At 67.2% G+C, this 25,329-nt stretch carries 14 protein-coding genes; 8 read left to right on the top strand and 6 right to left on the bottom strand.

Annotated elements, in window-relative coordinates; translation table 11 throughout:
• The first annotated feature begins 7 nt into the window (after nt 1-7).
• Together HRV97_RS03580 and HRV97_RS03585 are read left to right on the top strand one after the other, a co-directional pair.
• Nucleotides 8-3,226 (top strand): bifunctional cytochrome P450/NADPH--P450 reductase, encoded by a 3,219-nt coding sequence (locus HRV97_RS03580; protein ID WP_174192285.1) that lies wholly within the window; start codon nt 8-10, stop codon nt 3,224-3,226.
• Nucleotides 3,227-3,291: 65 nt separating this feature from the next.
• Nucleotides 3,292-3,630, top strand: coding sequence for a phasin family protein (locus HRV97_RS03585; RefSeq protein WP_246248493.1), 339 nt, complete (start codon nt 3,292-3,294; stop codon nt 3,628-3,630).
• Nucleotides 3,631-3,735: 105 nt separating this feature from the next.
• On the opposite strand, the gene HRV97_RS03590 is transcribed toward HRV97_RS03585, so the two are convergent.
• The 5 genes from HRV97_RS03590 to HRV97_RS03610 form a co-directional block, all read right to left on the bottom strand.
• Nucleotides 3,736-5,370 carry an efflux transporter outer membrane subunit gene (locus HRV97_RS03590; RefSeq protein ID WP_174192286.1) on the bottom strand — a complete coding sequence of 545 codons (1,635 nt, stop codon included), beginning with the start codon at nt 5,368-5,370 and terminating at the stop codon, nt 3,736-3,738.
• A complete protein-coding gene (locus HRV97_RS03595) occupies nt 5,370-8,684 on the bottom strand; it encodes an efflux RND transporter permease subunit (RefSeq protein ID WP_174192287.1) in 3,315 nt (1,104 codons plus the stop codon). The genes HRV97_RS03590 and HRV97_RS03595 overlap by 1 nt, the downstream gene beginning before the upstream one ends.
• Complete coding sequence (locus tag HRV97_RS03600; RefSeq protein WP_174192695.1) at nt 8,685-9,917, bottom strand: efflux RND transporter periplasmic adaptor subunit; 1,233 nt, start codon at nt 9,915-9,917, stop codon at nt 8,685-8,687.
• Nucleotides 9,918-10,071: 154 nt separating this feature from the next.
• The gene (locus HRV97_RS03605) at nt 10,072-10,845 is read right to left on the bottom strand and encodes an enoyl-CoA hydratase/isomerase family protein (RefSeq protein WP_174192288.1); all 774 of its coding nucleotides are present in this window, start codon (nt 10,843-10,845) and stop codon (nt 10,072-10,074) included.
• On the bottom strand, nt 10,842-12,008 hold the full coding sequence (locus tag HRV97_RS03610; RefSeq protein WP_174192289.1) for an acyl-CoA dehydrogenase family protein: 1,167 nt from the start codon (nt 12,006-12,008) through the stop codon (nt 10,842-10,844). Before HRV97_RS03610 ends, HRV97_RS03605 begins: the two co-directional genes overlap by 4 nt.
• A 248-nt stretch (nt 12,009-12,256) precedes the next feature.
• Between HRV97_RS03610 and HRV97_RS03615 the strand changes: the two genes are divergently transcribed.
• The 6 genes from HRV97_RS03615 to HRV97_RS03640 all read left to right on the top strand — a co-directional run bounded on the left by HRV97_RS03615 (nt 12,257) and on the right by HRV97_RS03640 (nt 24,569).
• Nucleotides 12,257-14,392: a BamA/TamA family outer membrane protein gene (locus HRV97_RS03615; protein WP_174192697.1), complete on the top strand. Its 2,136-nt coding sequence runs from the start codon at nt 12,257-12,259 to the stop codon at nt 14,390-14,392.
• Nucleotides 14,392-18,612, top strand: a complete 4,221-nt coding sequence (locus HRV97_RS03620) for a translocation/assembly module TamB domain-containing protein (protein ID WP_174192290.1) — start codon at nt 14,392-14,394, stop codon at nt 18,610-18,612. The genes HRV97_RS03615 and HRV97_RS03620 overlap by 1 nt, the downstream gene beginning before the upstream one ends.
• A 62-nt stretch (nt 18,613-18,674) precedes the next feature.
• Nucleotides 18,675-20,147 (top strand): flavin-containing monooxygenase, encoded by a 1,473-nt coding sequence (locus HRV97_RS03625; RefSeq protein ID WP_174192291.1) that lies wholly within the window; start codon nt 18,675-18,677, stop codon nt 20,145-20,147.
• Nucleotides 20,148-20,453: 306 nt separating this feature from the next.
• Entirely contained in the window at nt 20,454-21,737 is a 1,284-nt protein-coding gene (locus HRV97_RS03630) for an EAL domain-containing protein (protein WP_174192292.1), read from the top strand.
• A 20-nt stretch (nt 21,738-21,757) separates the two neighbouring features.
• The gene (locus HRV97_RS03635) at nt 21,758-24,121 is read left to right on the top strand and encodes an ATP-binding protein (protein ID WP_174192293.1); all 2,364 of its coding nucleotides are present in this window, start codon (nt 21,758-21,760) and stop codon (nt 24,119-24,121) included.
• A gap of 64 nt (nt 24,122-24,185) precedes the next feature.
• A complete protein-coding gene (locus HRV97_RS03640; protein WP_174192294.1) occupies nt 24,186-24,569 on the top strand; it encodes a response regulator in 384 nt (127 codons plus the stop codon).
• Here the strand turns inward: HRV97_RS03640 and HRV97_RS03645 are convergent.
• Entirely contained in the window at nt 24,566-25,315 is a 750-nt protein-coding gene (locus HRV97_RS03645; RefSeq protein ID WP_246248495.1) for a methyltransferase domain-containing protein, read from the bottom strand. The genes HRV97_RS03640 and HRV97_RS03645 overlap by 4 nt on opposite strands.
• Between the last annotated feature and the right edge of the window lie 14 nt (nt 25,316-25,329).

Here is a 25,329-nt window from a genome sequence, read left to right on the forward strand (position 1 = left end):
TGCGATCATGGCGAGCAAACCCAACGACATACCCGCGGCCGCAGCCGTGCCGATGCCGGCGGCGCTGCCGGTGATCGGCCACCTGCACCAGATCGCGCGCGCCGGCCTGATCGGCCATTTGCTACGCGTCAGCCGCGCCATGCCGCAGGGGATCTTCAAGCTGCGCTTCGGCAGCCGCGTGTCGATCTTCGTCACCGATCCCAATCTCGTCGCCGAGCTGTCGGATGAGACGCGGTTCCGCAAGATGCCGGGACCGGCGCTGCGCGTGGTGCGCAAGTTCGCGGGCGACGGGCTGTTCACCGCGTTCAGCGAGGAGCCGAACTGGGGCAAGGCGCACCGCATCCTTCTGCCCGCCTTCTCGCACCGGGCGATGCGCGGTTATTTCGACATGATCGTCGAGGTGTGCGACCAGCTGGTCGCCAAGTGGACGCGCGCGGCGGGTACCGACGTCCATGTCGCGGACGACATGACGCGGCTGACGCTCGATTCGATCGCGATCGCGGGGTTCGGTCACCGCTTCAACTCGTTCGAGCGCGACGAGCTCGACAGCTTCCTGGTCGCGCTGGGGCGCGCGCTATCGGAGGCGCTGAACGTCATCACGCGGATGCCAATTCAGCGGCGCTTCGCCAAGCGCGCGGCAGCGCAGTACGAGGCGGACATCGCGGAGATGAACGCGCTGGTCGATGGGATCATCGCCGACCGCCGGGTCAATCCGACAGACGGCCGCGACCTGCTCAATCTGATGCTGACCGCGATCGATCCGGAGACGGGCGAGGGGCTGGACGATCTTAACATTCGTTATCAGGTGCTGACCTTCCTGATCGCGGGGCACGAGACGACGTCGGGGATGTTGACGTTCGCCTTTACCTATCTGCTGCGCAATCCCGCGGTGCTGGCGCAGGCCTATGCCGAGGTCGACCGCGTGCTGCCGGGCGACACGCGGCCCGACTATACGCATGTCGCCCGCCTGGAGGTGATCGAGCGTATCCTGAAGGAAGCGCTGCGCCTGTGGCCGACCGCGCCCGCGTTCAGCGTCGCGCCGTTCGAGGATCAGGTGATTGGCGCTAAGGATGGCCAGCCCGGCTGGCGGATGCGCAAGGATCGCCCGGTCAACATCTTCACCCCCGGCCTGCACCGTGCGGCGAGCGCGTGGGACGATCCGGAAGAGTTCGACATCGACCGCTGGTTGCCCGAGGCCGAGGCGGCGCGGCACCCGCACGCGTACAAGCCGTTCGGCAACGGCGAGCGCGCGTGCATTGGGCGGCAGTTCGCGATGGTGGAGGCGAAGATCGCGCTTGCGATGATGCTGCGCTCCTTCGCGATCAGCGATCCGCACAGCTACAAGCTGCGCGTCAAGGAAACGCTGTCGATCAAGCCCGATGAATTCACGATGCGCGTGCGGCTGCGCGGCGCCCATGAGCGGTTGCAACTGGGCGAGGCTGCGGTGGCGGACACGGCGGTCGACGTCGGTGCGCTGGCGGGATCGGGGCAGCGCTTCGTGCTGCTCTACGGCACCTCGCTCGGCACCGCGCGCGATGTGGCCGAAGAGATCGCCGAGCGCGCGCGCACCGACGGGTTCGATGTGATCGTCCGGTCGATGGACGAGAGCTTCAAGGGCGGCGCGGCGCCCGATGACAAGGTGATTGTGATCGTCACCGCGACCTACAACGGTCGCGCGCCCGATAGCGCGGTCGAGGTGGAGCGCGCGCTCGACGCCGGTGCGTTCGATGGGGCGGACTGGTCGGGCGCGCGTTACGCGGTGCTCGGGATCGGCAACAGCCAGTGGCCGAACTTCCAGGCATTTCCGAACCGGATCGACGCGGCGATCGCGCGCGCAGGCGGCGAGCGGCTGGTGCCGCGTGGCGAAGCGGACGGGCAGGGCGACTTCGAAGGCGCAATTGCCGCGTTCGTGCGCGATCTATGGCAGGCGCTCGGCGCGACTGCCGAGCCAGCCGCGAACACCGCGACGCTGTCGCTGGCGCCGGTTGACGCCGCCGAAACGCGCGCGCGTGCGCTCTCGGAACATGCGCAGCGACTGGAGATCGTCGCCAACGATGAACTGGTGCGCCCGGCCGATGGATTGTGGGACTTCGCGCAGGAGCCGCCGCGCTCCTCGACGCGGCTGGTCCGCGTGCGCCTGCCCGAGGGGCAGCATTATGCCGCGGGCGATCACGTCGCGATCTACGCGCGCAACCGCCCCGAACTGGTCGCGCGCGCGCTCGACCTGCTGGGTTTGAACGGTGCGAGCCAGGTGCGGGTCGATGCGCAGGGCGGGCGCTTCAAGCACCTACCGCTCGGCGCGACGGTGACGGTGGAGCAACTTCTGACCGACTTTGTCGAATTGTCGGAGGCGGCGTCGCGGCGGGCGGTTGCGGGGCTGCGCGGGGCGACGCGCTGCCCGCATACCGTCGCTGCGTTGGAAGCGTTGGAGGCGGATTACGACGCGCAGGTGGCCGACAAGCGGGTGTCGCTGCTTGACCTGATCGAGCGGCATCCGGCTGCCTCGGTGACGCTCGACCAGTTGATCGACTGGTCGCCCGCGATCCAGCCGCGGTTCTACTCGATCGCGTCGTCGCCGCTTGTCTCGCCTCGCATCGCCGACCTGATCGTCGGCACGATCGCGGCGCCGGCTTGGTCTGGGCTGGGCGAGCATCGCGGTTTCGCCTCCGATTACATGAAGGCGTTGGCGCCGGGCGAGCACGTCTTCGGCTATGTGCGGCGACCCAATCCGCCGTTCGCGCCGCCCGCCGACCCTACGCAGCCGATGATCCTGATCGGCCCGGGCACCGGCTTCGCGCCCCTGCGCGGCTTTCTGCAGGAACGCGCGGCGCAAGCGGAGACGGGCGCGCAGGTCGCGACCAATCTGCTGTTCTTCGGTTGTCGCCACCCCGATCACGACTGGTTCTGCCGCGATGAAATGGAGCGTTGGCAGGCCGGCGGGCTGGTCGTTCTGCACCTCGCCTTTTCCGCGGTACCGTCGCATCCGTGGCGGTTCGTGCAGGATGCGTTGTGGGCCGAGCAGGAGCGGGTTTGGCGCGCGCTGGAGGCAGGAGCGAGCGTGTTCTTGTGCGGCGACGGGCGCTACATGGCGCCCGCGGTGCGCGACACGTTGGTGCGCATCTGGATGCAACAGGTCGGTGGCGAGCACGCGCAGGGCTCGGCGTGGCTCGAGCAGATGATTGCCGATGGGCGTTTTCACCAGGACGTGTTCGGCTTCGGCAAATAGCGGCGTGCAACCCGCGCCCGCGCGCACCGTTGAGGCGATCAGAACACGCTGATGGACAGGAGCAGATGATGTCGGACGATCGCGCGAACGCGGGTGGCTTCCAGGATCAGGTCAAGGGCGCGGGTGAGGCGATGCGCGCGTCGGGGCAGAAGATGCCGGACAATTCCTCCAGCCTCGGCGTCGCGATGATCGATCAGGCGCAGGCGAACGCGCAGGAAGCCTTCGCGGCGATGCGTGCGGCGGCACAGGCCAAGGATCTGAGCGACGTTATGCGCATCCAGGGCGATTACCTGCGTGAACAATCGCAGCGATCGATGAACCAGGCGCGCGAGATCGGCGAGCTGATCATGAAGTTCGGCCGCGACGCGGTCGCGCCGATGCAGGGGGGCGCTAAGGCCGGCTGAGCAGGCGCTTCATTGCCCTGAGAAGGGCAGGGCCACGGGTAGGTGGCTTGCTTAGAAGCTAATCCGCCTAACCCTGATCACCCTTCGGCCGGGCGCAAACAGTGATTAGCCGGCTGGTTGGGCGCTTGTGCTTGTCGGCGTTACCGGCCCTTGCGCCGTAGTCTCGAGTTGTGAGTCGCCGCCCAGCGTCTGGTAAAGCGTCACCAGGTTCGACGCGCGCACCAATTGCGTCTGCACGACCGTACGCTGCGCGGTGTAAAGCGAACGCTGCGCATCGAGGCTGGTCAGGTAGGTGTCGATGCCGCCCTGGTAACGCGCGTTGGCGAGTTGCAGCGTGTCGGCGGCGGCGTTGAGGAAGCGCTGGTTGGCCGATAGCTGATCGGTGATCGTGCCGCGTCGCGCGAGCGCGTCGGACACTTCCTGGAACGCCGTCTGGATCGTGCCCTCGTACGTGGCGAGCGCAGCGTCGCGCTGCGCCTGCGAGAAGGCGACGCCGGCGCGGCCGGCACCGGCGCGGAAGATGGGGTAGCTGACGTTGGGCGCGACCGAATAGTTGAACGCCCCGCCGGTAAACAACGTGCGCAGCGCGGTGCTGGCGAAACCGACGACGGCGGTGAGCGCGACGCGCGGGAACAATTGCGCACGCGCCGCACCGATTTCGGCATTGGTCGCGCGCAATTCGTATTCGGCCTGCACCACGTCGGGGCGACGCAGCAGGATGCCCGAGTCCAGGCCGGCGGGCAGTTCGCCCAGGCTGCGGGATGCGTCGTCGATCGACGCGGGCAGCAGTGACGCATCGACTGGCGAGCCGACCAGCCGTTGCAGCGCATTAACGTCCTGCGCCAGCAAGGTGCGCTGCTGCGCGAGGTCGGCGAGTGCGGTTTCCAGCACCTGCTCGGCCTGGCGCACGTCGCTGCGCGGCGACACGCCGCCGGCCAGCCGCGCACGGGTGAGTTGGACGCTGCGGCGCGCGCTCGCCGCCGTATCCTCCGCGATCTTGAGCAGGCTGGCGTCGGAGCCATAGGTGACCCAGGCGTTGGCGATGTCGGCGACCAGCGTCAGCCGCGTCGCACGCGCCGCCGCCTCCTGGCCGAAGTAGCGGTTGAGCGCGGCGTTGGTCAGCGAGCGTACGCGCCCGAACAGGTCGATCTCGAACGCGGTGACGCCGAGCTGCGTGCTGAACGTGCTGCGGTTCGACGAGAAGTTGGTGGTGCCTCCGGTGCCGCCGCTGCCGGCACCACCGTTGTTCGCGCCGCCGGTGCCACCATTGCCGACGCCCGCTCCGGTGCCGCCGTTCCCTACGCCACCATTGCCGACCCCGCCGTTACCGGTGCTTGCGTTACCCGTACCGTTGCCGCCGGTGCCGATCGGCACGCCGGTCGCCACACCCGAGCTGCCTGTGCGCCGGTAGCTGTATGAGGCCGTTGCATCGAGCTGCGGCAGCAGGTCGGCGCGCTGGATACGATATTGCGCGCGCGTCGCCTCGATATTCGCGACCGCCACGCGCAGGTCGCGGTTGTTGACCAGCGCCTGGTCGATGATCCGCTGCAATCGTGCGTCGCGGAAGATGTCGCGGTAGCTGACGCTGGGCAGCGGTGCCTCGGTCTGCCGCAGATAGGCGTCGCCGACCGGCCACGATGGCGGGACCGGCGGCAGCGGGCGGACGTATTTGGGCGTGAGCGAGCAGCCGGCCAGCGCGCTGGCAGCGAGCAGCACGACGACCGTGCGGGAAGCGGGCATCAGGCGGGGTCCGGTGCGGGAAGGGCGGGGGTGTGCGGGGGTGCGGGCAATTGCGGCGGGGTCGGCGGCCCGCCCTTGGGGTCGTCGCCACCCTTGGGATGGTCGCCGTCCTTGCCGTCGTGCCCAGGATCGCTCGGGTCGGCACCGCGGCGCAGGCCCTTGATCCCGTCGCGCGTGCCGCGCCGCACCAGCACGAAGAACAGCGGGATGTAGAAGATCGCCAGCACGGTGGCGGTGATCATGCCGCCGATCACCGCGGTGCCGATCGCGATCCGACTGTTCGCACCTGCACCAGTCGAGATCGCCAGCGGCAGCACGCCAAAGATGAACGCCAGGCTGGTCATCAGGATCGGGCGCAAGCGCAGCCGCGCCGATTCGAGTGCGGCGTCGATGATGCGCGCACCCTTGCGCTCGGCCTGTTCGGCGAACTCGATCATGAGGATCGCGTTCTTCGCCGCCAGCCCCATCGTCGTCAGCAGCCCGATCTGCAGGTAGACGTCGTTGGTCAGCCCGCGCAGGCTGACCGCGACGACCGCGCCGATCAGCCCAAGCGGGATGATCAGCAGCACCGCGATCGGGATCGTCCAACTCTCGTACAAGGCCGCGAGGCACAGGAAGACGACGACGATCGACAGGCCGTACAGCAGCGGCGCCTGGCCGGAGGACAGCCGTTCCTGGAACGAGATACCGGCCCAGGCGATGCTGGTGCCCGGGATCTCGCCCGCGAGCTGCGCGATCCGCTCCATCGCTTCACCCGAGCTGATCCCCTCGGCACCCTGGCCCTGGAATTCATAACTCTGAATGCCGTTGAAGCGCGACAAGGTCGTCGGTGCCTGCGACCAGCCGAGGCTGGCGAAGGAGGAGAAAGGCACCATGGTCCCGGCGTTGTTGCGCACGAACCATTTGTACAGGTCCTCGGGCTCGGCACGGTAGGGCGCGTCGCCCTGGACGTAGACGCGCTTCACGCGCCCGCGATCGATGAAGTCGTTGACGTAGCGGCCGCCCCAGGCGGTTGACAGCGTGGTGTTGACGTCGGCCTGGCTGAGCCCGAGCGCGGCAAGCTTCTGCTGATCGGCGTCGACGCGCAGCGTGCCGATGTCGGGCAGCTCGGTCAGGCGCACACCGGACAATTGCGGATCGGCGTTCGCCTTCGCCAGCAGCTCGTCGCGCGCGGCGTTGAACTTCTCCTGGCTCATGCCGCTGGTGTTCTGCAGCTCCATGGTGAAGCCTTCGGACGCACCGAGGCCGCGGATGGCAGGCGGCACGAGGGCGAACACCTGCGCGTCGCGCAGCCCGCGCAGCGCGGACGAGGCGCGCGCCACGATGGCGTCGGCGCTGTTTTCCTTGCCCTCACGATTGGCCCAGTCGGTGAAGGCGATGAAGCCCTGACCGGTGTTCTGCCCGCTGACGCCGCCGCCACCACCGCCGGCGACCGTGAAGATTGTCTTGAGGTTGGCGCCTTCGTTGCGGGCGAAATATTGCTCCACCTCTTGCTGCACCGCCTCGGTGCGGCCGCGCGTCGCGCCGGCGGGCAGGCGGAACTGCACGATCGCGCCGCCCTGATCCTCGGTCGGCAGGAAGCCGGTCGGCAGCCGCAGGAACAGGAACGCGAGCAGCGCCAGTATTCCGCAATAGATCAGCACGAAGATCCAGCGATGGTCGATCACGCGCTCGACTGCGTTGGTGTAGCGCTTCACCATGCGGTCGAACGAGTCGTTGAACCAGTTCTTCGCCGCTTCCAGCTTGTTCGCGACCCAGGGCGCGCGGCGGCCGAGCCAGGTTTGCTTCAGGTTGCCGTCCTCGTCGTGCTTGGCCTTGAGCAGCGTCGAGGTGAGCGCGGGGCTGAGCACCACCGCCACCAGCACAGACAGGATCATGGCCGAGATGACGGTGAGCGAGAACTGGCGATAGATGACGCCGGTCGAACCGCCGAAGAACGCCATCGGCAGGAACACCGCGGACAGCACCAGCGCGATCGCCACCAGCGCGACGGTGATCTCGTTCATCGACTGGATCGTCGCGTCGCGCGGGGACAGGTTGGGATCTTCCTCCATCAACCGTTCGACATTCTCGACCACCACGATCGCGTCGTCGACCAGCAGGCCGATCGCGAGCACCAGCCCGAACAGCGTCAACGTGTTGATCGAGAAGCCGGCGAGGTAGAAAACCGCAAAGGTGCCGAGCAGCACGACGGGCACCGCGATCGTCGGGATCAGCGTCGCGCGCCAGCTTTGCAGAAACACGAACATGACGATGACGACGAGGATGATCGCCTCGACCAGCGTCTTGATGACCTCCTCGATCGACAATTTGATGAAGTCGGTGGTGTCGTTGGCGTAGGCGATGCGCAGGTTAGGCGGGAAGGTCTTGGCGACGCGCGCGATCTCGGCCTTGACCAGTTCGGCGGTTTCCAGCGCGTCGGCACCCGGCGCCAGCAGCACCGCGATGCCGGCGCCCGGATGGCGGTTGACGCGGCTGAACGCGGCGTAGCTCTCACCACCCAGCTCGATGCGGCCGACGTCGGCCAGCCGCACGGTTGCGCCGTTGGTCAGCGTCTTCAGGATGATGTTGCGGAACTGCTCGGGCGTCTGGAGCCGCGATTGCGCGGTGACGGTGGCGTTGAGCATCTGCGACGACGGCATCGGTTGTCCGCCGACCTCGCCCGCTGCGACCTCGGTGTTCTGGTTGGTGATGGCGGTGACGACGTCACCGGGCATCAATTGGTACGATGCCAGCCGCGCGGGATCGAGCCAGATGCGCATGGCATATTGCGCGCCGAACACGTTGGTGTCGCCCACACCCTGCACGCGACCGAGCGGGTCCTGCAGGTTCGACACCAGGTAATCGGACACGTCCTGGTTGGTCATCTTGTCGCTGACGTCGAAGACGCCGGCGATCAGGAGATTGTCCGGGTTGGACTTGCGGACGACCAGGCCCTGCTGCTGGACCTGCTGCGGCAGGCGGGCGACGCCCTGCTGCACTTGGTTCTGGACCTGAACCTGCGCGATGTCGGGGTCGGTGCCCTTCTCGAACGTTACGGTGATCGTCACCGAGCCGCGCGAGGAGGAGGATGAGCTGAAATACAGCAAACCGTCGATGCCGGTCAGCTGCTGCTCGATCACCTGCGTGACCGAATTCTGCAGCGTTTGCGCATTGGCGCCCGGGAAGGTGGCGCGGATTGATACCTGCGGCGGTGCGACATCCGGATATTGCGCGATCGGCAGGCCAAGGATCGCGCCGACGCCGCCCATCATCACGATGATGGCGAGCACCCAGGCGAAGATCGGGCGATCGATGAAAATGCGTGACAGCACTCAGCTGGCCTTGCTCTGGCCGCCGGACCCGCGCCCGGTGGTGTCGCCGCCCGCGCCCGCGTCACCGTCCTTGCGCGGCGGCGGTGCGACGCGTTGCGGCGTGTTGGCGGGAACGGGGCGGATCGCGGCATTGGGTTTCAGCGTGCCGGTGCCCTGCGTGATGATGCGGTCGCCGTTCTTGAGCCCGCCGGTGACGACCCAATAGGCGCCCTGCGTGCGCTCGGCCGTGACCTCGCGCTGGACCGCCTTGTTGTTTGCGCCCACCATCCACACGGTCGCATTCCCCTTCGGATCGCGCGAGACGGCTTGTTGCGGGACGAGGAAGGCGTTCTGGTCGATCGACTGGCTGAACTGCGCGCGCACGAACATGCCGGGCAGCAGCAGCCCCTTGGGATTGGGGAAGCGCGCGCGCAGCGTCACGGTGCCGGTCGACTGGTCGACCACCACCTCGGCGAACTCGACGCTGCCGACCAGGCCATAGTCGCTGCCGTCCTCCAGCTTCAGCCGCACGTCGGCGCGCGCCGGCACCGAGCCGCCGCTGGCGAGCGCGCGGCGCAAGCTCAGCAGCTCGGCGGCCGATTGCTGGATGTCGACGAAGATCGGGTCGAGCTGCTGGATCGTGGTCAGCGGATCGGTCTGCGTCGCGCTGACCAAGGCTCCAACGGTGAACAGCGAGCGTCCGATCCGTCCCGTGATCGGCGCGGGCACGGTGGTGAAGCGAAGGTTGATGCGCGCGGTGTCGAGCTGCGCTCGGTTGAGCGCGATCTGCGCCTGCGCCTGACGCTGTGTCGCGACTGCGTCGGTATAGTCCTGCTTGCTGATCGCCTCGATCTGGGCGAGCGGACGGTAGCGCTCGGCGCGGATGCGCGCGGCCTCTGCGGTCGCCTGTGCGTTGGCGACGCTGGCCTGCGCTTCGTTGGCGGATGCGCGATAGAGCGAGGGGTCGATCTGGTAGAGCGGTTGGCCGCGGCGGACGATCGAGCCTTCGGTGAAGAAACGACGCTGGATCACGCCCGACACCTGCGGGCGCACCTCCGAGCTCTGGAAGGCGACCACGCGCGCGGCGAGTTCGCTGACCAGCGGCACCGAGGTCGGTTGCACCACGACGTAGCCGACCTGCGCCGGACCACCGCCGCCACGCCCACCGGCACCGCCGCCCTTGCCCTTCTCCTGCTCGCCGCCCGCACCGCCGCCACACGCCGCCAGCGCCAGCATGGCGGGCGCCGCGGCCATGCCGAGCAGCAGGCGGCGGCGCCGCCCTACGTCACGCTTGATCAATCTTTCACCCGCGAAGCTGAGATGCCGTGCAAAGACAGCCTGTCTGTCCCAGATGCGCTTATACCCGCTTTGTCGCAAATGTTTCGCAACGGTCGCGGTTATTTTCTCCTCACCCTCGGATGAAGCGTCCGGCGCGGCGCTCGCCCACTGCCTTGATGCCTTCGCGAAAATCGGCGGTCTGCATCAGCCGGTCCTGCTCGGCGCGCTCGTGCTCGGTACGGGTGCGTACCGCCTCGGCCAAGTCACCGCGCAGCGTGGCACGCGTCGCCTCGACCGCGAGTGGGGCGTTGGCGGCGATCTCACCCGCTAGCCGCTCCGCCGCGGCACGCAGGTCGTCGAGCGGCGCGATCTCGTCAACCAGCCCGTAATGCAGCGCCTCCTCTGCCTTCACGCGGCGACCGGTCAGCAGCATCAGCGACGCGTTCTGCTCGCCGACGACGCGGGGCAGGGTGGCGGTGATGCCGAAGCCGGCGTGGAAGCCGAGCGTCACGAAATTGGCGGAGAAGCGCGCCTCGGGTGCGGCGACGCGGAAGTCGGCGACGAGCGCCAAGCCGAGCCCGGCGCCCACCGCCGCGCCTTGCACCGCGACTACGACGGGCTTTTTCGACGCGAACAGGCGGTAGGCGCCGCGGTAGAGCGCGGGCGTCTCGCTCTCGCCGCTCTCGTCGGCCAGTGGTTTGTCGCCGGTCAGGTCGGCGCCGCCGCAGAACACCTTGCCCGCGGTCGCGAGCACGATCGCGCGGACGTCGTCGTCGCGGCCGAGTTCCTCGAACACGTCGGCAAGCGCGTTCACCAGCACGGCATTGACGTGGTTGTAGGGCGGGCGATCGATGATGACGGTGGCGACATGGTCGGCGGTGGTGACCGCGATATGCTCTCTCATGCTCTAGTTCCCAGCAGGTTGCGGGCGACGACCCAATTGTGGATCTCGGTCGGTCCGTCGTAGATCCGCATCAGGCGGATGCGCGCCGCCATTTGCTGCAGCGGCATCTCGCGCGTCATGCCCATCGCGCCGAAGCACTGCATCGCGTGGTCGAGCACCTCCCACGCGGTTTCGAGCGCGAAGCTCTTGATCATCGACACTTCGGTGCGCGTGTCGCGGCCCTGGTCGAGCTTCCACGCGCAATCGTAGGTCATCAGCCGCGCGGCGTGCAGCTTGATCGCGGCGTCGGATACCCAGTTCTGCACCGTCTGTCGTTCTGACAACGGCTTGCCGAAGGTGGTTCGCTGCGGGGCGTAGTCGATCATCATGTCGAGCGCGCGCTGCGCCATGCCGATCGCGTTCGCCGCCATTTCCGCGCGCCGCGTGGCGAGGCGGAGCTGCATCGGCGCGAAGCCCTGACCCTCGGTACCCAGCAGTTTCCACGAAGGCACGCGGCAATCCTCGAGCACGACCTCGTACAGCGTCTCGCCGCCGATGACGGGGATCGGCCGCACGACCTCGAAGCCGGGCGCGTCGCCGTCGACCAGGAACGCGCTGATGCCCCCGCGCGCGCCTTTCTCGCGGTCGGTGACCGCCATCAGGATGGTGAAGTCGGCGCGGTTTGCCTTGGTGATCCAGATCTTGCGGCCGTTGATGATCCAGTCGCCGCCGTCACGCACCGCGTAGGTCTTCATGCCAGCGGGGTCGGCGCCCGCGCCGGGCTCGGAAATGCCGATCGCGCTGATCGTCTCGCCCCGTACGTACGGCGCGAGATACGCCTCGCGCTGGCGGTCGTCGACGGTGGCGGCGAGCATCCGCAGATTGGGCGAGTCGGGCGGCAGCGTGTAGGGCACGATCGTGCGGCCCATCGCCTCGTTGACGCCGACCATCGCGACCGCTGGCAGATCGTGTCCGCCGACATCCTCGGGCGCGTCGAGCCCCCACAGGCCCAGTTCGCGCGACACCGCGTTGACCCGCTCCGTTTCCTCCGCGGTGAGTTGCACCTCCTCGCCCGCGATCGCGCGGTCGAGCACGCCTGCCTCCAGCGGCACCAGCTCGTCCTCGACGAAGCGCCGCACCAGGTCGGCGATCATGCGATGGTCTTCGTCCAGCTCGAAGTTCATGTGCTCTCCCGCATGTCTTTCGTCAGTCTTTAGGCACGGCGCACGGCGGATGCCAACCTCGGCGCTTGAAATGTAGGTAAAGGATCGGGCAACCCATCGAGCGTAGGAGCGTTGCTGATCGAACGGAGGTGTAACGGTACAGCCGGCATCTCGCGTAAAGGGGCGAGTGCGTGGGTTTATCGTTTCGTATCACATTGCTGGTGGCCACGTCCGCGCTCGCGCTGACGGCGTCGCCCGCGCTCGCGCAGATGAACCAGCCGGGCACCGCGCCGGCACGCGGCCCCGATGCGCCAAAGGATGCGGTGCAGGCGTCCGCCTCCGGTTCGGCTGCGACCGACCCTGAGGGTGACGCGCAGATCGTGCCCGAGGCGGAGTTCAACAGCGCGCTGCCGCCGCTCAGCAACGACATCAATGCTCCGCTGGAGCCGATGCCGCTCGACGTGACGCCAGCGCAGCGCCCAGCCAAGGCTGTCACGTCCAGCGCGCCGGTCGCTCCGGTGGCGCAATCGGCCGCGCAGGCGCCGATCACGCCTGGCACGCTGCCGGCGCCCGCGCCGGTCGACCCGCAACTGGCCGCGCCGCTCGAACCCTTGTCGACGTTCAACACCGTGCCGTTGCAGACCGCCGCGGACACCGTCGACCGCGATGCGCCGCAGATCGCCTACGATACCGAGGTGCGCGGGCTCGATCCGCTCAAGCTGACCGATGAGTTTAACGCGCTGTCGGCGCTGAAGGAAGGCGGGGGCAAGGCGGCCAACGCGACGCAAGTGTCGGCGCGCGCGCGTGAGGACGAGGCGCTGGCGGTGCGGCTGATGAAGTCGCTCGGCTATTATGACGGCACCGCGGTGTCGACGCTGGAGCAGCCGGCTGCGGGCACCAATGCCAAGCTGCGCGCGATCGTCAGCGCGACGCCGGGCAAGATCTACACACTCGGTTCGATCGAGCTCCAGACGGGCGAAACGGTGCCGGCCGGGCTGGTGCAGCGCGAGCTGCCGCTCAAGGCCGGCGATCCGATCGAGGCGGCGCGTATCCAGGGTGCGGAGGCGAACGTCAGCCTCAAGCTGCCGCAACAGGGTTACCCCTTCGTCAAGGTGGGCGAACGCGACATCCTGCTCGACGATGCGACCTGGAAGGGTGCGTACACGCTGCCGGTCGACACTGGGCCGCGCTCGTCGTTCGGGCAGTTGCGCACCGAGGGCGATCCGGTCTTCTCGGTCGAGCATCTGAACGTCTTTCCGCGCTTCGAGCCGGGACAACTCTACGACATCCGCCTGACCGACGACCTACGCCAGGCATTGGTGGCGACGGGGCTGTTTTCCAACATCTCGGTCGAGCCGGTGCGCACCGGGCAGCCGGGACCTGATGGCACCGAGCAGGTCGATCTGCTGGTGCGCCAGAGCAAGGGGCCGTTCCGCTCGCTGTCGGGTAGTGCCGGTTACGGCACCGGTGAGGGCGTCAAGGTCGAGGCGGCGTTCACGCACCGCAACCTGTTCCCGCCCGAAGGCGCGTTGATCGTGACGGGCGTCGGCGGCACGCAGCAGCAGGGCGCGTCGGTCACCTTCCGCCGCGCGAACGCGGGCAAGCGCGATCGGACGGTCAGCCTGCTCGGCAGCGTGCTGCGGCAGGATTACGACGCGTTCAACGCGGTAACCGCGACGGTATCGGGACGGATCAGCTACGATTCGACACCGATCTGGCAGAAGCCGCTGACCTACGCGTTCGGGTTCGAACTGGTCGGCACCAACGAGCAGACCTATGATTTCGAGGCGGGCGGGCGACGTCGGCGCAATTACGGCATCGTCGCGCTGCCGGGGCAGGTGCTGTTCGACAAGTCGAACGACCTGCTCAACCCGACCAAGGGTTACCGCCTGAAGCTCAACGTCAGTCCCGAAGGGGCGGTGTCCGACGGGGTGCGGCCGTACGCGCGCACGATGATCGAGGCGACGGGCTATTACCCGGTCAACGACAGTTTGGTGATCGCCGGCCGCGCGCGTGCCGGCGCGATCTTCGGCATCGACCGCGACGATCTGGCGCCGTCCAGGCGCTATTACGGCGGTGGCGGCGGGTCGGTGCGCGGCTACGGTTATCAGCGGCTCGGGCCGTTCGATCCGGAAGGCAATCCGGTCGGCGGGCGTAGCATCAACGAATTCGCGGTCGAGGCGCGTTATCGCTTCGGCGATTTCGGCATCGTGCCGTTCTTCGACGCGGGCAACGCGTACGAGGGGACGTTCCCGAAGGGCGGAAACCTGCGCTACGGCGCGGGCATCGGCGGACGCTTCTACACCAATTTCGGGCCGATGCGCGTCGACATCGCGACGCCGCTCAACCCGCGTGAGGGTGACGGCAAGGTCGCGCTCTATATCTCGATCGGGCAGGCGTTCTGATGGCTGACGACACGCTCCCGGCTAGCGAAGTGACCATCGTCAAGCGTCCGTTGTGGCAGCGCGTGCTCAAGTGGATCGGGATCGCGCTGCTCGCCATCCTGCTACTGCTGCTCGCGATTGTGTTCGGCATCAACACCGATCCGGGTCGCCGCTTCGTCGCCGACCGGATCGGCGATTATACCACCGAGGCGGGGCTCAACATCCGCGTCGGGCGGATCGAGGGATCGCTCTACGGCCAGATGTCGCTGGTCGACGTGCGCGTCAACGATCCCAAGGGCACGTTCCTGCAATCGCCGCGGCTCGACGTCGACTGGCGGCCGTTCGATTACCTCAACAACCATATCGACGTGCGCCGCGCGTCGAGCCAGTTGATCACGCTGCGTCGCAATCCCGAGCTCAAGGAGGTGCCGCCCAAGCCCGAGGACGCGAACGCGCCGATCCTGCCCGATATCAACATCGATATCGGACGCTTGCAGGTCGCGCGGTTCGTGATGGAGCCGCCGGTGTCGGGGCGGCGCCACGTCGCGCGCTTCGATGGGCAGGCGCACATCGCCGACCGCCGCGCGCAACTGACGGTCGACGCCGTGGCGCTGCGCGCGCCGGGCGTGGCGGGCGGCGACACCGCGCGCGTCAAGATCGACGCGGTGCCCGACGACAACAAGCTCGACATCCAGGCGCGGATCGCGGCACCCGTCGGCGGTGCGGTCGCGCAGATCGCCGGATTGAAGGCGCCGCTCAACGCGACGATCGATGGTCGCGGCAGTTGGAAGGATTGGCGCGGGCGGTTGCTGGCGCAGCTCGGTGGCGGGACGCTGGCCGAACTGTCGCTGCAGGCGAATGACGGACGGTTCCAGGTCAACGGCCTGACGCGGCCGGGCCTCTACCTCGAAGGACCGGTCGAGCGACTGACCGCGCCGGGACTGCGCGTCGCGATCGATACGCGGCTCGCCGAGCGTCGTGCGGACACGCGGGTCAAACTGACGTCCGACGCGCTGTCGGTGGATGCTGGCGGTATCATCGACCTTGCCCGGTCGCAGTTCGGCAATTTCGCGGTTGATGCGGCGCTGCTGACCCCCGGTGCGATCGCGCCCAACCTTCGCGGGCGCGACGTGCTCGCGCGCGTGGTGCTGAACGGTGCGTTCAAGACACCGACCGTCGACTATAAGGTGCGCGCGACCTCGCTCGGCTTCGCGGAAACCAACGTCGAGAACGTCTACGCCGAAGGGCTGGCGCGGGTGAACGCCGACCGCATCCTGGTGCCGCTCCACGCGCGTGCGCGGCGCGTGACCGGGCTCAACCCGGCGCTGGGTGGGCTCACCACCAATGCGCGGATTGACGGCGACCTCGCCATCGCGATGCCCAACGTCCTGTCGGACAACCTCCGCATCCGATCCGACAGCATCGACGCGACCGCGGTGATCGCCGCGAACGTCGCAACCGGGCGCTACACCGGTGCGCTGAAGGGTCGCGTCAACAACTTCCGCGTCGAGAGCGTCGGCATCATCGACCTGACCACCGACGCGAAGCTGGTGCCGGGGCCGAACGGCGGGTTTGGGATTAGCGGGCGCGTCGCGCTGCGCACCAAGCAATTGTTCAACGACGGCGTGCGCAACTTCCTGGGCGGCAACGCGGTCGCCAGCACGCGCTTCGGCTACTCGCCCGACGGGGTCGTCACCTTCACCGACCTGCGCATGAACGCGCCGCAGTTCCGCGTCACGCGCGGACAGGGACGCTACGATCCGCGCGGTGGGTTGCTGGTCGACGCGGACGCCTATTCGACGCAATACGGCCCGCTTTACGCCCGGGTGACAGGTAGCACGGTGGCGCCGGTCGTGCGGCTGCGCGCGCCGCGGCCGGGTGTCGGCGTCGGGCTCGCCAACCTCGACGCGCGTATCGTCGGGCGCGGCGGCGCATATCAGGTCAATGCGACCGGCGGCACCAATTACGGGCCGTTCACCGCCGACGTGCTGGTCACGCCGGGCAACAGCCTTGCGGTCGATATCCGCCGCGTGGTGTTCGCGGGCATCAATTTCGCCGGGCGCGTGGTGCAGACCGCCGCCGGACCGTTCGCAGGGCAAGTGCGCTTCGCCGGATCGGGGCTGACCGGGCTCGCCAACCTGGGTGCGCAGGGGCGGTATCAGCGCGCCAGCATCAACGCGCGTGCTTATGCCGCGACGATCCCGGGTGCGACCGACTTCACGATCGGCCGCGCGATCATCAACGGCACCGTCGTGTTGTACGACACGCCATCGGTCATCGCTGACGCGCAGGTCGCGGACCTGCGCTACGGCCCCACCGTGATCCAGGCGGGTCGCGTCAAGGTGAACTACACCGGTGGGCGCGGCACCGCGCAGGCGCTGCTGACGGGATCGAACAGCGTGCCGTTCCGCTTGGCGGTCAATGCCAAGCTGTCGCCGAGCGAGTATCTTGCCGCGTTGCAGGGGCAGGCGAACGGCATTGCGTTCCGCACCGTCAATCCGGCGCGCGTGATCGCGAGCCGCGGCGGCTACGAACTCCAGCCGACCCGCATCGACTTCGCGCAAGGCAGCATGCGTCTTGCCGGTCGCTACGGCGGCGGTGCGACCAGCGCGCAGGTGCGGCTCGACCGGCTCGACCTCGCGATCGCCAACGCCTTCGTGCCGAACGTCGGACTCGGCGGGCAGGCGACCGGCAGCGTCGATTACGTCCAGCGCTCAGCGAGCGCAGTGCCGGAGGCGGACGTGCGGCTGAACGTCGCTAATTTCACCCGCTCCAGCCTGGCGGCAGTGTCCGAACCGGTCGACATCGTGTTCCAGGGTCGGCTCGACGCGGCGGCGGGAGAAGGGCGCGCGCTGATCAAGCGCGGCGGCACTACGGTCGGCCGGTTGGTTATGCGACTCACCCCTGCGGGCAGCGGTAGTTGGTCGACGCGGTTGATGCAGGGACCGCTGTCCGGTGGCATCCGCTACAACGGTCCGTCGGGCGTGCTGTTCAGCTTCGCCGGGCTCGCCGAGCAGCAATTGTCGGGGCCGATCGCGGTCGCGGCTGATTTCGGCGGCACCGTGTCGGCGCCGCGCGTCAACGGGCTGATCCGCGCCGACAATCTGACCTACGACAACGAAACCTATGGTACGCGGCTGTCGCAGATGCGGATCGCCGCGCGCTTCAATAACGACCGGCTCGAATTGACCGATATGACGGCGCGCGCCGGCGACGGCACCGTGCAGGCGCAGGGGCAGATCGGTCTCGCGGCAGCGCAGGGCTATCCGATCGACATCACCGCGCGGCTTAATAATGCGCGGCTCGCCAAGTCGGACGCACTCGGCGCGACCGCGACGGGCACCGTGCGCGTGCAGAACGGCGCGAACGGCGGCCTGATCAGCGGTGATGTCAGCATCCCCGAGGCACGTTATCAGATCATCCGTCAGGGTGCCGCCGAAGTGCCCGAGTTGACCGGGGTGCGCCGCAAGAGCGACATCCGCGTGGTGCGCCCGACCGATCGCCCGGCGGTGCCATCGGTTGGCTTGTTCAAGCTCGACCTGCGAGTCCACGCCGACAACCAGTTGTTCGTCTCCGGCATGGGGCTGGAGAGCGAGTGGGAGGCCGACATGCGGATCGGCGGCACCTCGGCGGCGCCGACGATCGCGGGTGGGCTCGACATCGTGCGCGGTACCTATTCCTTCTCGGGCAACCGCTTCGAGGTATCACGTGGTCGAATTCGCTTCCGCGGCGGTGCGTTGACCGATCCGGACATCGACATCCTGGCGACCACGACCAAGAACGGTGTGACGTTCAACATCGCGATCACCGGCACCGGGCAGCGGCCGCAGATCGCCTTTACCTCAACCCCGGCATTGCCGCAGGACGAGGTGCTGAGCCGGCTGTTGTTCGGCACCAACCCGGCGAACCTGTCAGCGACCGAGGCGATCCAGCTCGCGTCCGCGCTCAACTCGTTGCGCGGGTCGAGTGGCGGCGGGCTCAACCCGCTCGGCAAGCTGCGCTCGGCGACCGGATTCGACCGGTTGCGCGTGCTGGGCGCCGACGAGGCGACCGGGCGCGGCACGTCCCTGGCGGCGGGCAAGTATCTGACCGACGACATCTACATCGAGATCGTCACTGACGCGCGCGGCTTCACCGCGACGCAGCTGACGATCGCATTGACGCGGGCGATCAGCGTGCTGTCGCAGGCGGGGTCATTCGGTGGGTCGAACGTGCAGCTACGCTATTCGCGCGACTTCTGACCGATCGGTCTTTCATTGCTACTGACATAGGTGTAAGCTGGCCGAAGGAAGAGGAACCGGCCATGACCGAGCAGTTCGACGTGATCATCGTGGGGGCCGGTTTGTCGGGGATCGGCGCGGCCCACCATCTGCAGAAGAACTGCCGGGATCGCAGCTTCGCGATCCTTGAGGCGCGGGACGCGATCGGGGGAACGTGGGATCTGTTCCGCTACCCCGGTATCCGTTCCGACTCGGACATGCACACGCTCGGCTATGACTTTCGGCCGTGGACCAAGGCGAAGGCGATCGCCGATGGTGCGTCGATCCGCGAATATATCGAGGACACGGCGCGCGAGAGTGGCATCGACCGCCACATCCGCTTCGACCACCGGGTGAAGAGCGCAGCCTGGTCGACCGAGGATGCCGCCTGGACGCTCGAGATCGAGCATGGTGGGGAGCGGCGGCAGTTGCGGTGCAACTTCCTTTACATGTGCTCAGGCTATTATGATTACGCCAAGGGGCACAGCCCGGCGTTCGCCGGGACCGAGCGGTTCGGCGGTCGCATCGTGCATCCGCAATTCTGGCCCGATGACCTGGATTACAGCGGCAAGAAGGTCGTCGTGATCGGCAGCGGCGCGACTGCGGTGACGCTGGTGCCGGAGATGGCCAAGCAGGCGGCACATGTGACGATGCTGCAACGCTCGCCCACCTATGTCGTGTCGCGACCGGCCGAGGACCAGCTGGCAAACCGTATCCGCGCACTGCTGCCCGCCAAGGCCGCGTACGGCGTCACACGCTGGAAGAACGTGCTGTTCGGCATGTTATTCTTCAATCTCGCACGCAAGCGGCCCGAGCGAACCAAGCAGCGGCTGCTCGGCATGGTGCGCGAGCATCTCGGCGCCGAGTATGACGTCGCGACGCATTTCACCCCGCGCTACAATCCATGGGATCAGCGATTGTGCCTGGTGCCCGACGCGGACCTGTTTGACACGATCAAGCGCGGCGACGCGTCGGTGGTGACCGATACGATCGAGACCTTCACCGAGCAGGGTATCAAGCTGTCGTCGGGTAGGGAGATCGAAGCCGATATTGTCGTCACCGCGACGGGGCTGGAACTCGCGCTGATGGGCGGGGCGACGTTCAGCATCGACGGAGCGCCCGTCAGGCTCGCCGACTCGCTGCAATATAAGGGGATGATGTTCTCCGACGTGCCGAACCTCGCGTTCACATTCGGCTACACCAATGCGTCGTGGACGCTGAAGGCCGATCTGGTCGCGCGCTACGTATGCCGGGTGCTCAACGCGATGCGGCGAAAGGGCGTGCGGCAGGCGACGCCGCGGATCGGCAGCGATCCGATCGCACCGCAACCGTTCGCGGATTTCTCGTCAGGATATATACAGCGCGCGCTCGACCATTTGCCGCAGCAGGGTGATCGGCGGCCGTGGCGGCTCAACCAGAATTACGCGCTCGACGTAATGGCACTCCGCTTCGGATCGGTAACAGACTCGATGGAGTTCGCTAATCAGGCGCCGACGAAGGTTCGCAGCGCGGCATAGCAACAACGGTCCGGTTGTTTTTCGTGTTGAACCAAACAGACGGCAAGAAAGTGGTTCGAGCGAACCGTAACTCGTTGCCAAGCCGCGGAAACGCTCGAACCCGCTGTTGTTACCAGGGCTTCAGGAACGGCCCGGTGATCAGCGCGAAAATGAACGCGAGCATGATATTCTCCCAGAAAAGCCCTCCCGTCGGAGGGCTTCACTTGGTTAAGCGATCCTAGTGATTCCCACAACAACGTTAACGCGTCGTTAACCATCTTCTTAAGTTTTAAGTGATTGTTCAAACGTTCGCGCTAGCGTGAAGCCATGGACGCGCTCCTCGACAGCTCACATCTCGTTCGCGCGATCGCGAAACCGCGATCGGCGTGGCGGTTTCACGTGCTCGTGGAGGCCGCAAACTTCACCGGTTTACGTCGCTACCTCGGCTGCGCACGTGCGGACATATTGGTCGACGACATGGCCGAGCGGCTTCGCCAGGCCTTTCCGGACGCGCGCGTGCGCGCGGTTGGCCGCAACCTGATCGAGATCGACGTCGAGGGTGACGCTCCGGATCAGCTCGACGCGATGATGACCGCCGCGTGCCAGGCGTTCCAATGGCCGCTCGATCTCGACGGCGAGCGACACCTGGTCAAGATCGTGATCGGCGGCGCGATGGGCGCGCGCGACGCCGATGAGGTGCTGCTGGCGGAGGAGGCCGAACAGGCGCTCGCCAGCGCGCGCGAGCATGACAAGCCGGTGACCCAGGCGATCGAGGTGCTGCCGCGCGACGCGATGAAACTGGCGGAGGAGCTGAGCGTCGCGATCGATCGTGGCGAGCTGGTGCTGTTCTACCAACCCAAGGTGCATGCGCGGCGCCAAGAGATCACCAGCGCAGAAGCGCTGATCCGCTGGCGGCATCCGACGCGCGGGCTAATCCTGCCCGGCGACTTCATTCCGGTTGCCGAACAGGCACAATTGATCCACCGGCTGACGCTGTGGACGATCGAGCAGGCGATCGTCGATGCCGCAACGTTGCGAGATCATGGTCACGCACTGCGATTGTTCGTCAACATCTCGGGCCAGCTGCTGTCCGACGACGCTTTCGTCGCGGGTGCCTGCCGCATGGTCGGCGAGAGCGATGTCGAGATCGGCTTTGAAGTCACCGAAACCTCGGTTATCCGCGACCCGGCGAGCGCGATCGCCAATCTGCAGCGTTTCGCCGACATCGGCATCCGCGTCTCGATCGACGATTACGGGGCGGGCCTGTCGAGCCTGGCGTATCTGAAGCAACTGCCCGCGCGCGAGCTGAAGATCGACAAACTATTCGTGACGCAACTGACCAGTTCGAACCGCGACCCATTGATCGTGCGCTCGACGATCGATCTGGCGCACGCACTAGACATGGAGGTGGTAGCCGAAGGCGTGGAGACCCACGCCGCCCTCGCGCTGCTGACCGTGATGGGCTGCGACATGATTCAGGGTTTCCTGATCAGCCGACCGATCGCGCTCGACGCGTTCATCGCCTTCATGCGCGAGGATCGTCATCGTCGGACACCCGAGGTGACGCGCAGCAGCTTCAACAGGCTGGCAGCGACGTGGAAACGCGGCTGACGCGGCGTGCTAGCGCATCGTTGATCGCTCTTGCCGGGGCGATGCTGCTGGCTGCTGCGCCGCCTGCGTTCGGCACAGCGCAAAAGGCGTTCGATGCCATGGTGGTGCAGGCGAAAGCATCGATGCTGATCTCACCCGCAAGGGCTGAGGATTTCGCCACCAAGGCTGAGGCGATCGCCGGAACGATCGCAGAGCCAAGCCAGCGCGAGCAGGCGGAAGCTACCGCCTTGTGGCTGCGGGGCGAGGCGGCCGGTCGCGCGAACGATGCCGGGCGTGCGATGATCCTCTTGGATCGTGCTCGTCGTAAGACCTTCCCGATTGCGCCGCGCTCGCGGCTTTACGCCGACATCATGCTATCGCGCGGCGGCATCCTGCTAGATACGGCGCATCCAAACGAGGCGCTGCAAGCACTGCAAAGCGCGCACGAACTCTTTGCCGCGCGAGGCGACAATCGCAGTCGTGCAAAGGCCCTGATCTTGCTCGCCCTGCTTTACGACAGTGCGCGTGATCGCGCCACGGCGCTACGGTATTTCAGCCAGGCGATCGACGCCTACCACGCCGATCCGGCGCTCGCGATTGCGATCCTGAGCGGGCGCGGGACGTCGCTGACCGCGCTTGGCCGCTACGATCAGGCTGAGCGGGATTTCAGTGCGGCGGAACGCGTCGCGACCAAGCATCACGGCGGTGCCTCGCTGGCAATCATCCTGGGCAATCTCGCCAACGTGCGCCTGCTGCGCGGGAACGTCGCTGATGCCGACCGCGTGATCGCGCGCGGCTTAGCGCTGTCGACCAAGCCGGAGGGAGCATTCGCACGCTCCACGTTTCTGCGGCTCGCCGCGCAGGCGGCGCTGCAACAAGGTGATCTCGTCCGCGCCCGCGCGCTGATCGACCGGCGTTTCGCCGGTGTCGACCTGTCCAAGACGATCCTGACCGAACGCGACGATCACCAGACCGCTTATGCGATCTATTCGGCGCTGAACGAAGATGCCGCTGCGCTCAAACACCTCGCTGCGCTCAAACGCCTCGACGATCAGGCGACTGAAGTAGCGCGCTCCAACAATGCGGCGCTCGCCGCAGCGCGCTTTGACTATGCCAATCAGGAGCTGCGCATCGCCAAGTTGAAGGCCGGTGAGTTGCAGGCCGCGGTGTCGCACGAGCGCGATCGAACGCGCATGCAGCGAATGATCTTCATCGGCGCGGCGCTGGGTACCTCGGTGATCATCCTGCTGCTCGGCATCGCGATGCTGACGCTTCGGCGCAGTCGCGACCGGTTGCGGATTGCGCGCGACAAGCTTGAACGCGCGTTGGCGGCGAAGACCGAGTTCCTCGCCGCTACCAGCCACGAGATCCGCACGCCGTTGAACGGCATTCTCGGCATGACGGAGGTGATGATCGCCGACCAACAGCTTGCGCCGACGATGCGCGACCGACTGTCGGTGGTGCACGGGGCCGGCATGACAATGCGCGCGCTGGTCGACGACATTCTGGACGTTGCCAAGATCGAGACGGGCAAGATGGCGATCGAGGCCGCACCGTTCGACCTGTACCGGACGATCGACGAAGCGTGCCGGCTGTGGCGCGAGCAGGCGGAGGCAAAACGCCTCGGCTTCGTGGTCGAGATCGCCACTTGTCCCACTTGGATCGTCGGCGACGTGATGCGCGTGCGGCAGATCGTGTTCAACCTGTTGTCGAACGCAGTGAAGTTTACCCAGGCCGGCCAGGTTCACGTAGCTGTCGGGTGCCATGGCGATCGCTTCTCGATCAGGGTCAGTGACACCGGGATCGGGATCGCACCCGACGCGCACGAACTCATCTTCGACTCGTTCCGCCAAGGCGACGGGGGCACGGCACGGCGCTTCGGGGGCACCGGGCTGGGGCTGTCGATCTGCCGCAGCCTGTCGCGCGCGATGGGCGGCGACGTCGTCGTCGAGAGCGCGCTGGGGCAGGGGGCGACGTTCACGCTCGACCTGCCGCTGATCGCCGCCGACGCTCCGATCAATGCGGATAGCGTCCGGCCGATCATGCTCGTGGTACGCAGCCCGATCACGCGCGCCATGCTGAAGGCGTTGTTTGAGGCCGAACGCAAGGTGATCGTCGCGGCCGACCTGCTGGCCGCCACCGAGATTGCGCGGAGGCGGCCACTCGACCGCGCTCTGGTCGACGCCGACGACGAGGTGTTATCTACGACGCGCGCGTTGAACAGCTTCGTCGCGTCCGCTGCCGCTGCGCCGGTGGCCCTGCTAGCTCCCGCCCTGTCTGTGGAGCAGCGCACGCGCCTGCTCGCGACCGGTGTCGCTGCCGTGATCGAGAAACCCGTTGGTAAAAAGATACTAGTCGAGCGTCTTATGCACCTCGACGAGGTGCTTGTGCGCGGCGCGGCTTAGCGTAAGCTGTGGTAGTGATAGGCAACACAGGAGGCGCGGTACCGCCGCGTAAGCGTCACCGGCCATGAACGTCCTGTTTATCGAAGACGATCGCATGAACCGCCGCGTGGTGCGCGACATGCTCGACGTGGCAGGCGCACACATGGAGGAAGCCGAGAGCGCGGAGATCGGCCTGGGGCGTATCGATGCCGAGGAGTTCGACATGATTCTGGTCGACCTGCGGATGCCCGGTATGGATGGTCTGACCGCAATCCGTCACATCCGCGCGCGTGACGATGCCAAAGGTAGGCTGCCGATCATCGTCGTCACGGCCGACCGTGCGGTGGACCTTCGCGAGCGCTGCCTGGAGGCGGGCGCGAACGACGTCATCTTCAAACCGGTGGCGATGGACGCATTGTTCGAGGCGATGGGACGCCTGCTCGCAGATGACGGCGATGAACTGATCTAGCCGAAGCGACCCGCCGGGCGCGGCAGACCCGAGTCGGCGGTGCCGCGAGGTGGGCCGCGTCGGCCTGCGTCCTGCTCGGGCGAGGGCGCCCAGCCAGTCAGAAAGACAATTTCGAACCGCTCGGCCGTGCGCCCGTCGCCGTCCGCGCGCGCGGCGAAGCCGGCGGCCGCGCGGGCGAGCGCGTCACGGCTGAGCGGCGAGCGATCGCGCAACACGTTGCTCGCCGCCATGCCGCGCAGGTCGTCGATGAGTCGGCCGAGCGTTGCATAGCGCACTGTCAACGTCTCGGCATCCGCCACCGGCAGCTTGAACCCGGCACGCAGCAACAGGTCGCCCGCCAATCGTACCTCGACCTGCGGATGCACGCGCACGGCCGGACGATCCGCCTCTGCCTCACGCAGCACCGCGCGCAGCGTCGCCAGCGACCCGGCGCCGAGGAACGCGCCCAGGAACAGCCCGCCGGGACGCAGCACGCGGCGGATCAGCGAAAAGGCGCCGGGCAGATCGTTGACGGTGTCGAGCGTGCCGGCGGCGACCACCAGGTCGAAACTCGCGTCGGCGAACGGCAGACGATCCTCGTCACCCTGCACGCCGCCAGCCATGCGCGCGAACGCGAAGCCGGGATCGAAGCGCGCGATCCGAGCGGCAGCGGGTGGCGTGAAGCCCGCTTCGAAACAGCCGAGGTCGAGCACGTCCTCGAACCCGCGCAGCACCGTCGACAGACGCTCATCAATGCCGTCGAGCATCACGGCCCGCAGAA

Origin of the sequence: Sphingomonas hominis (genome assembly GCF_013328205.1) — a bacterium.
Taxonomy (GTDB): Bacteria; Pseudomonadota; Alphaproteobacteria; order Sphingomonadales; family Sphingomonadaceae; genus Sphingomonas; species Sphingomonas hominis.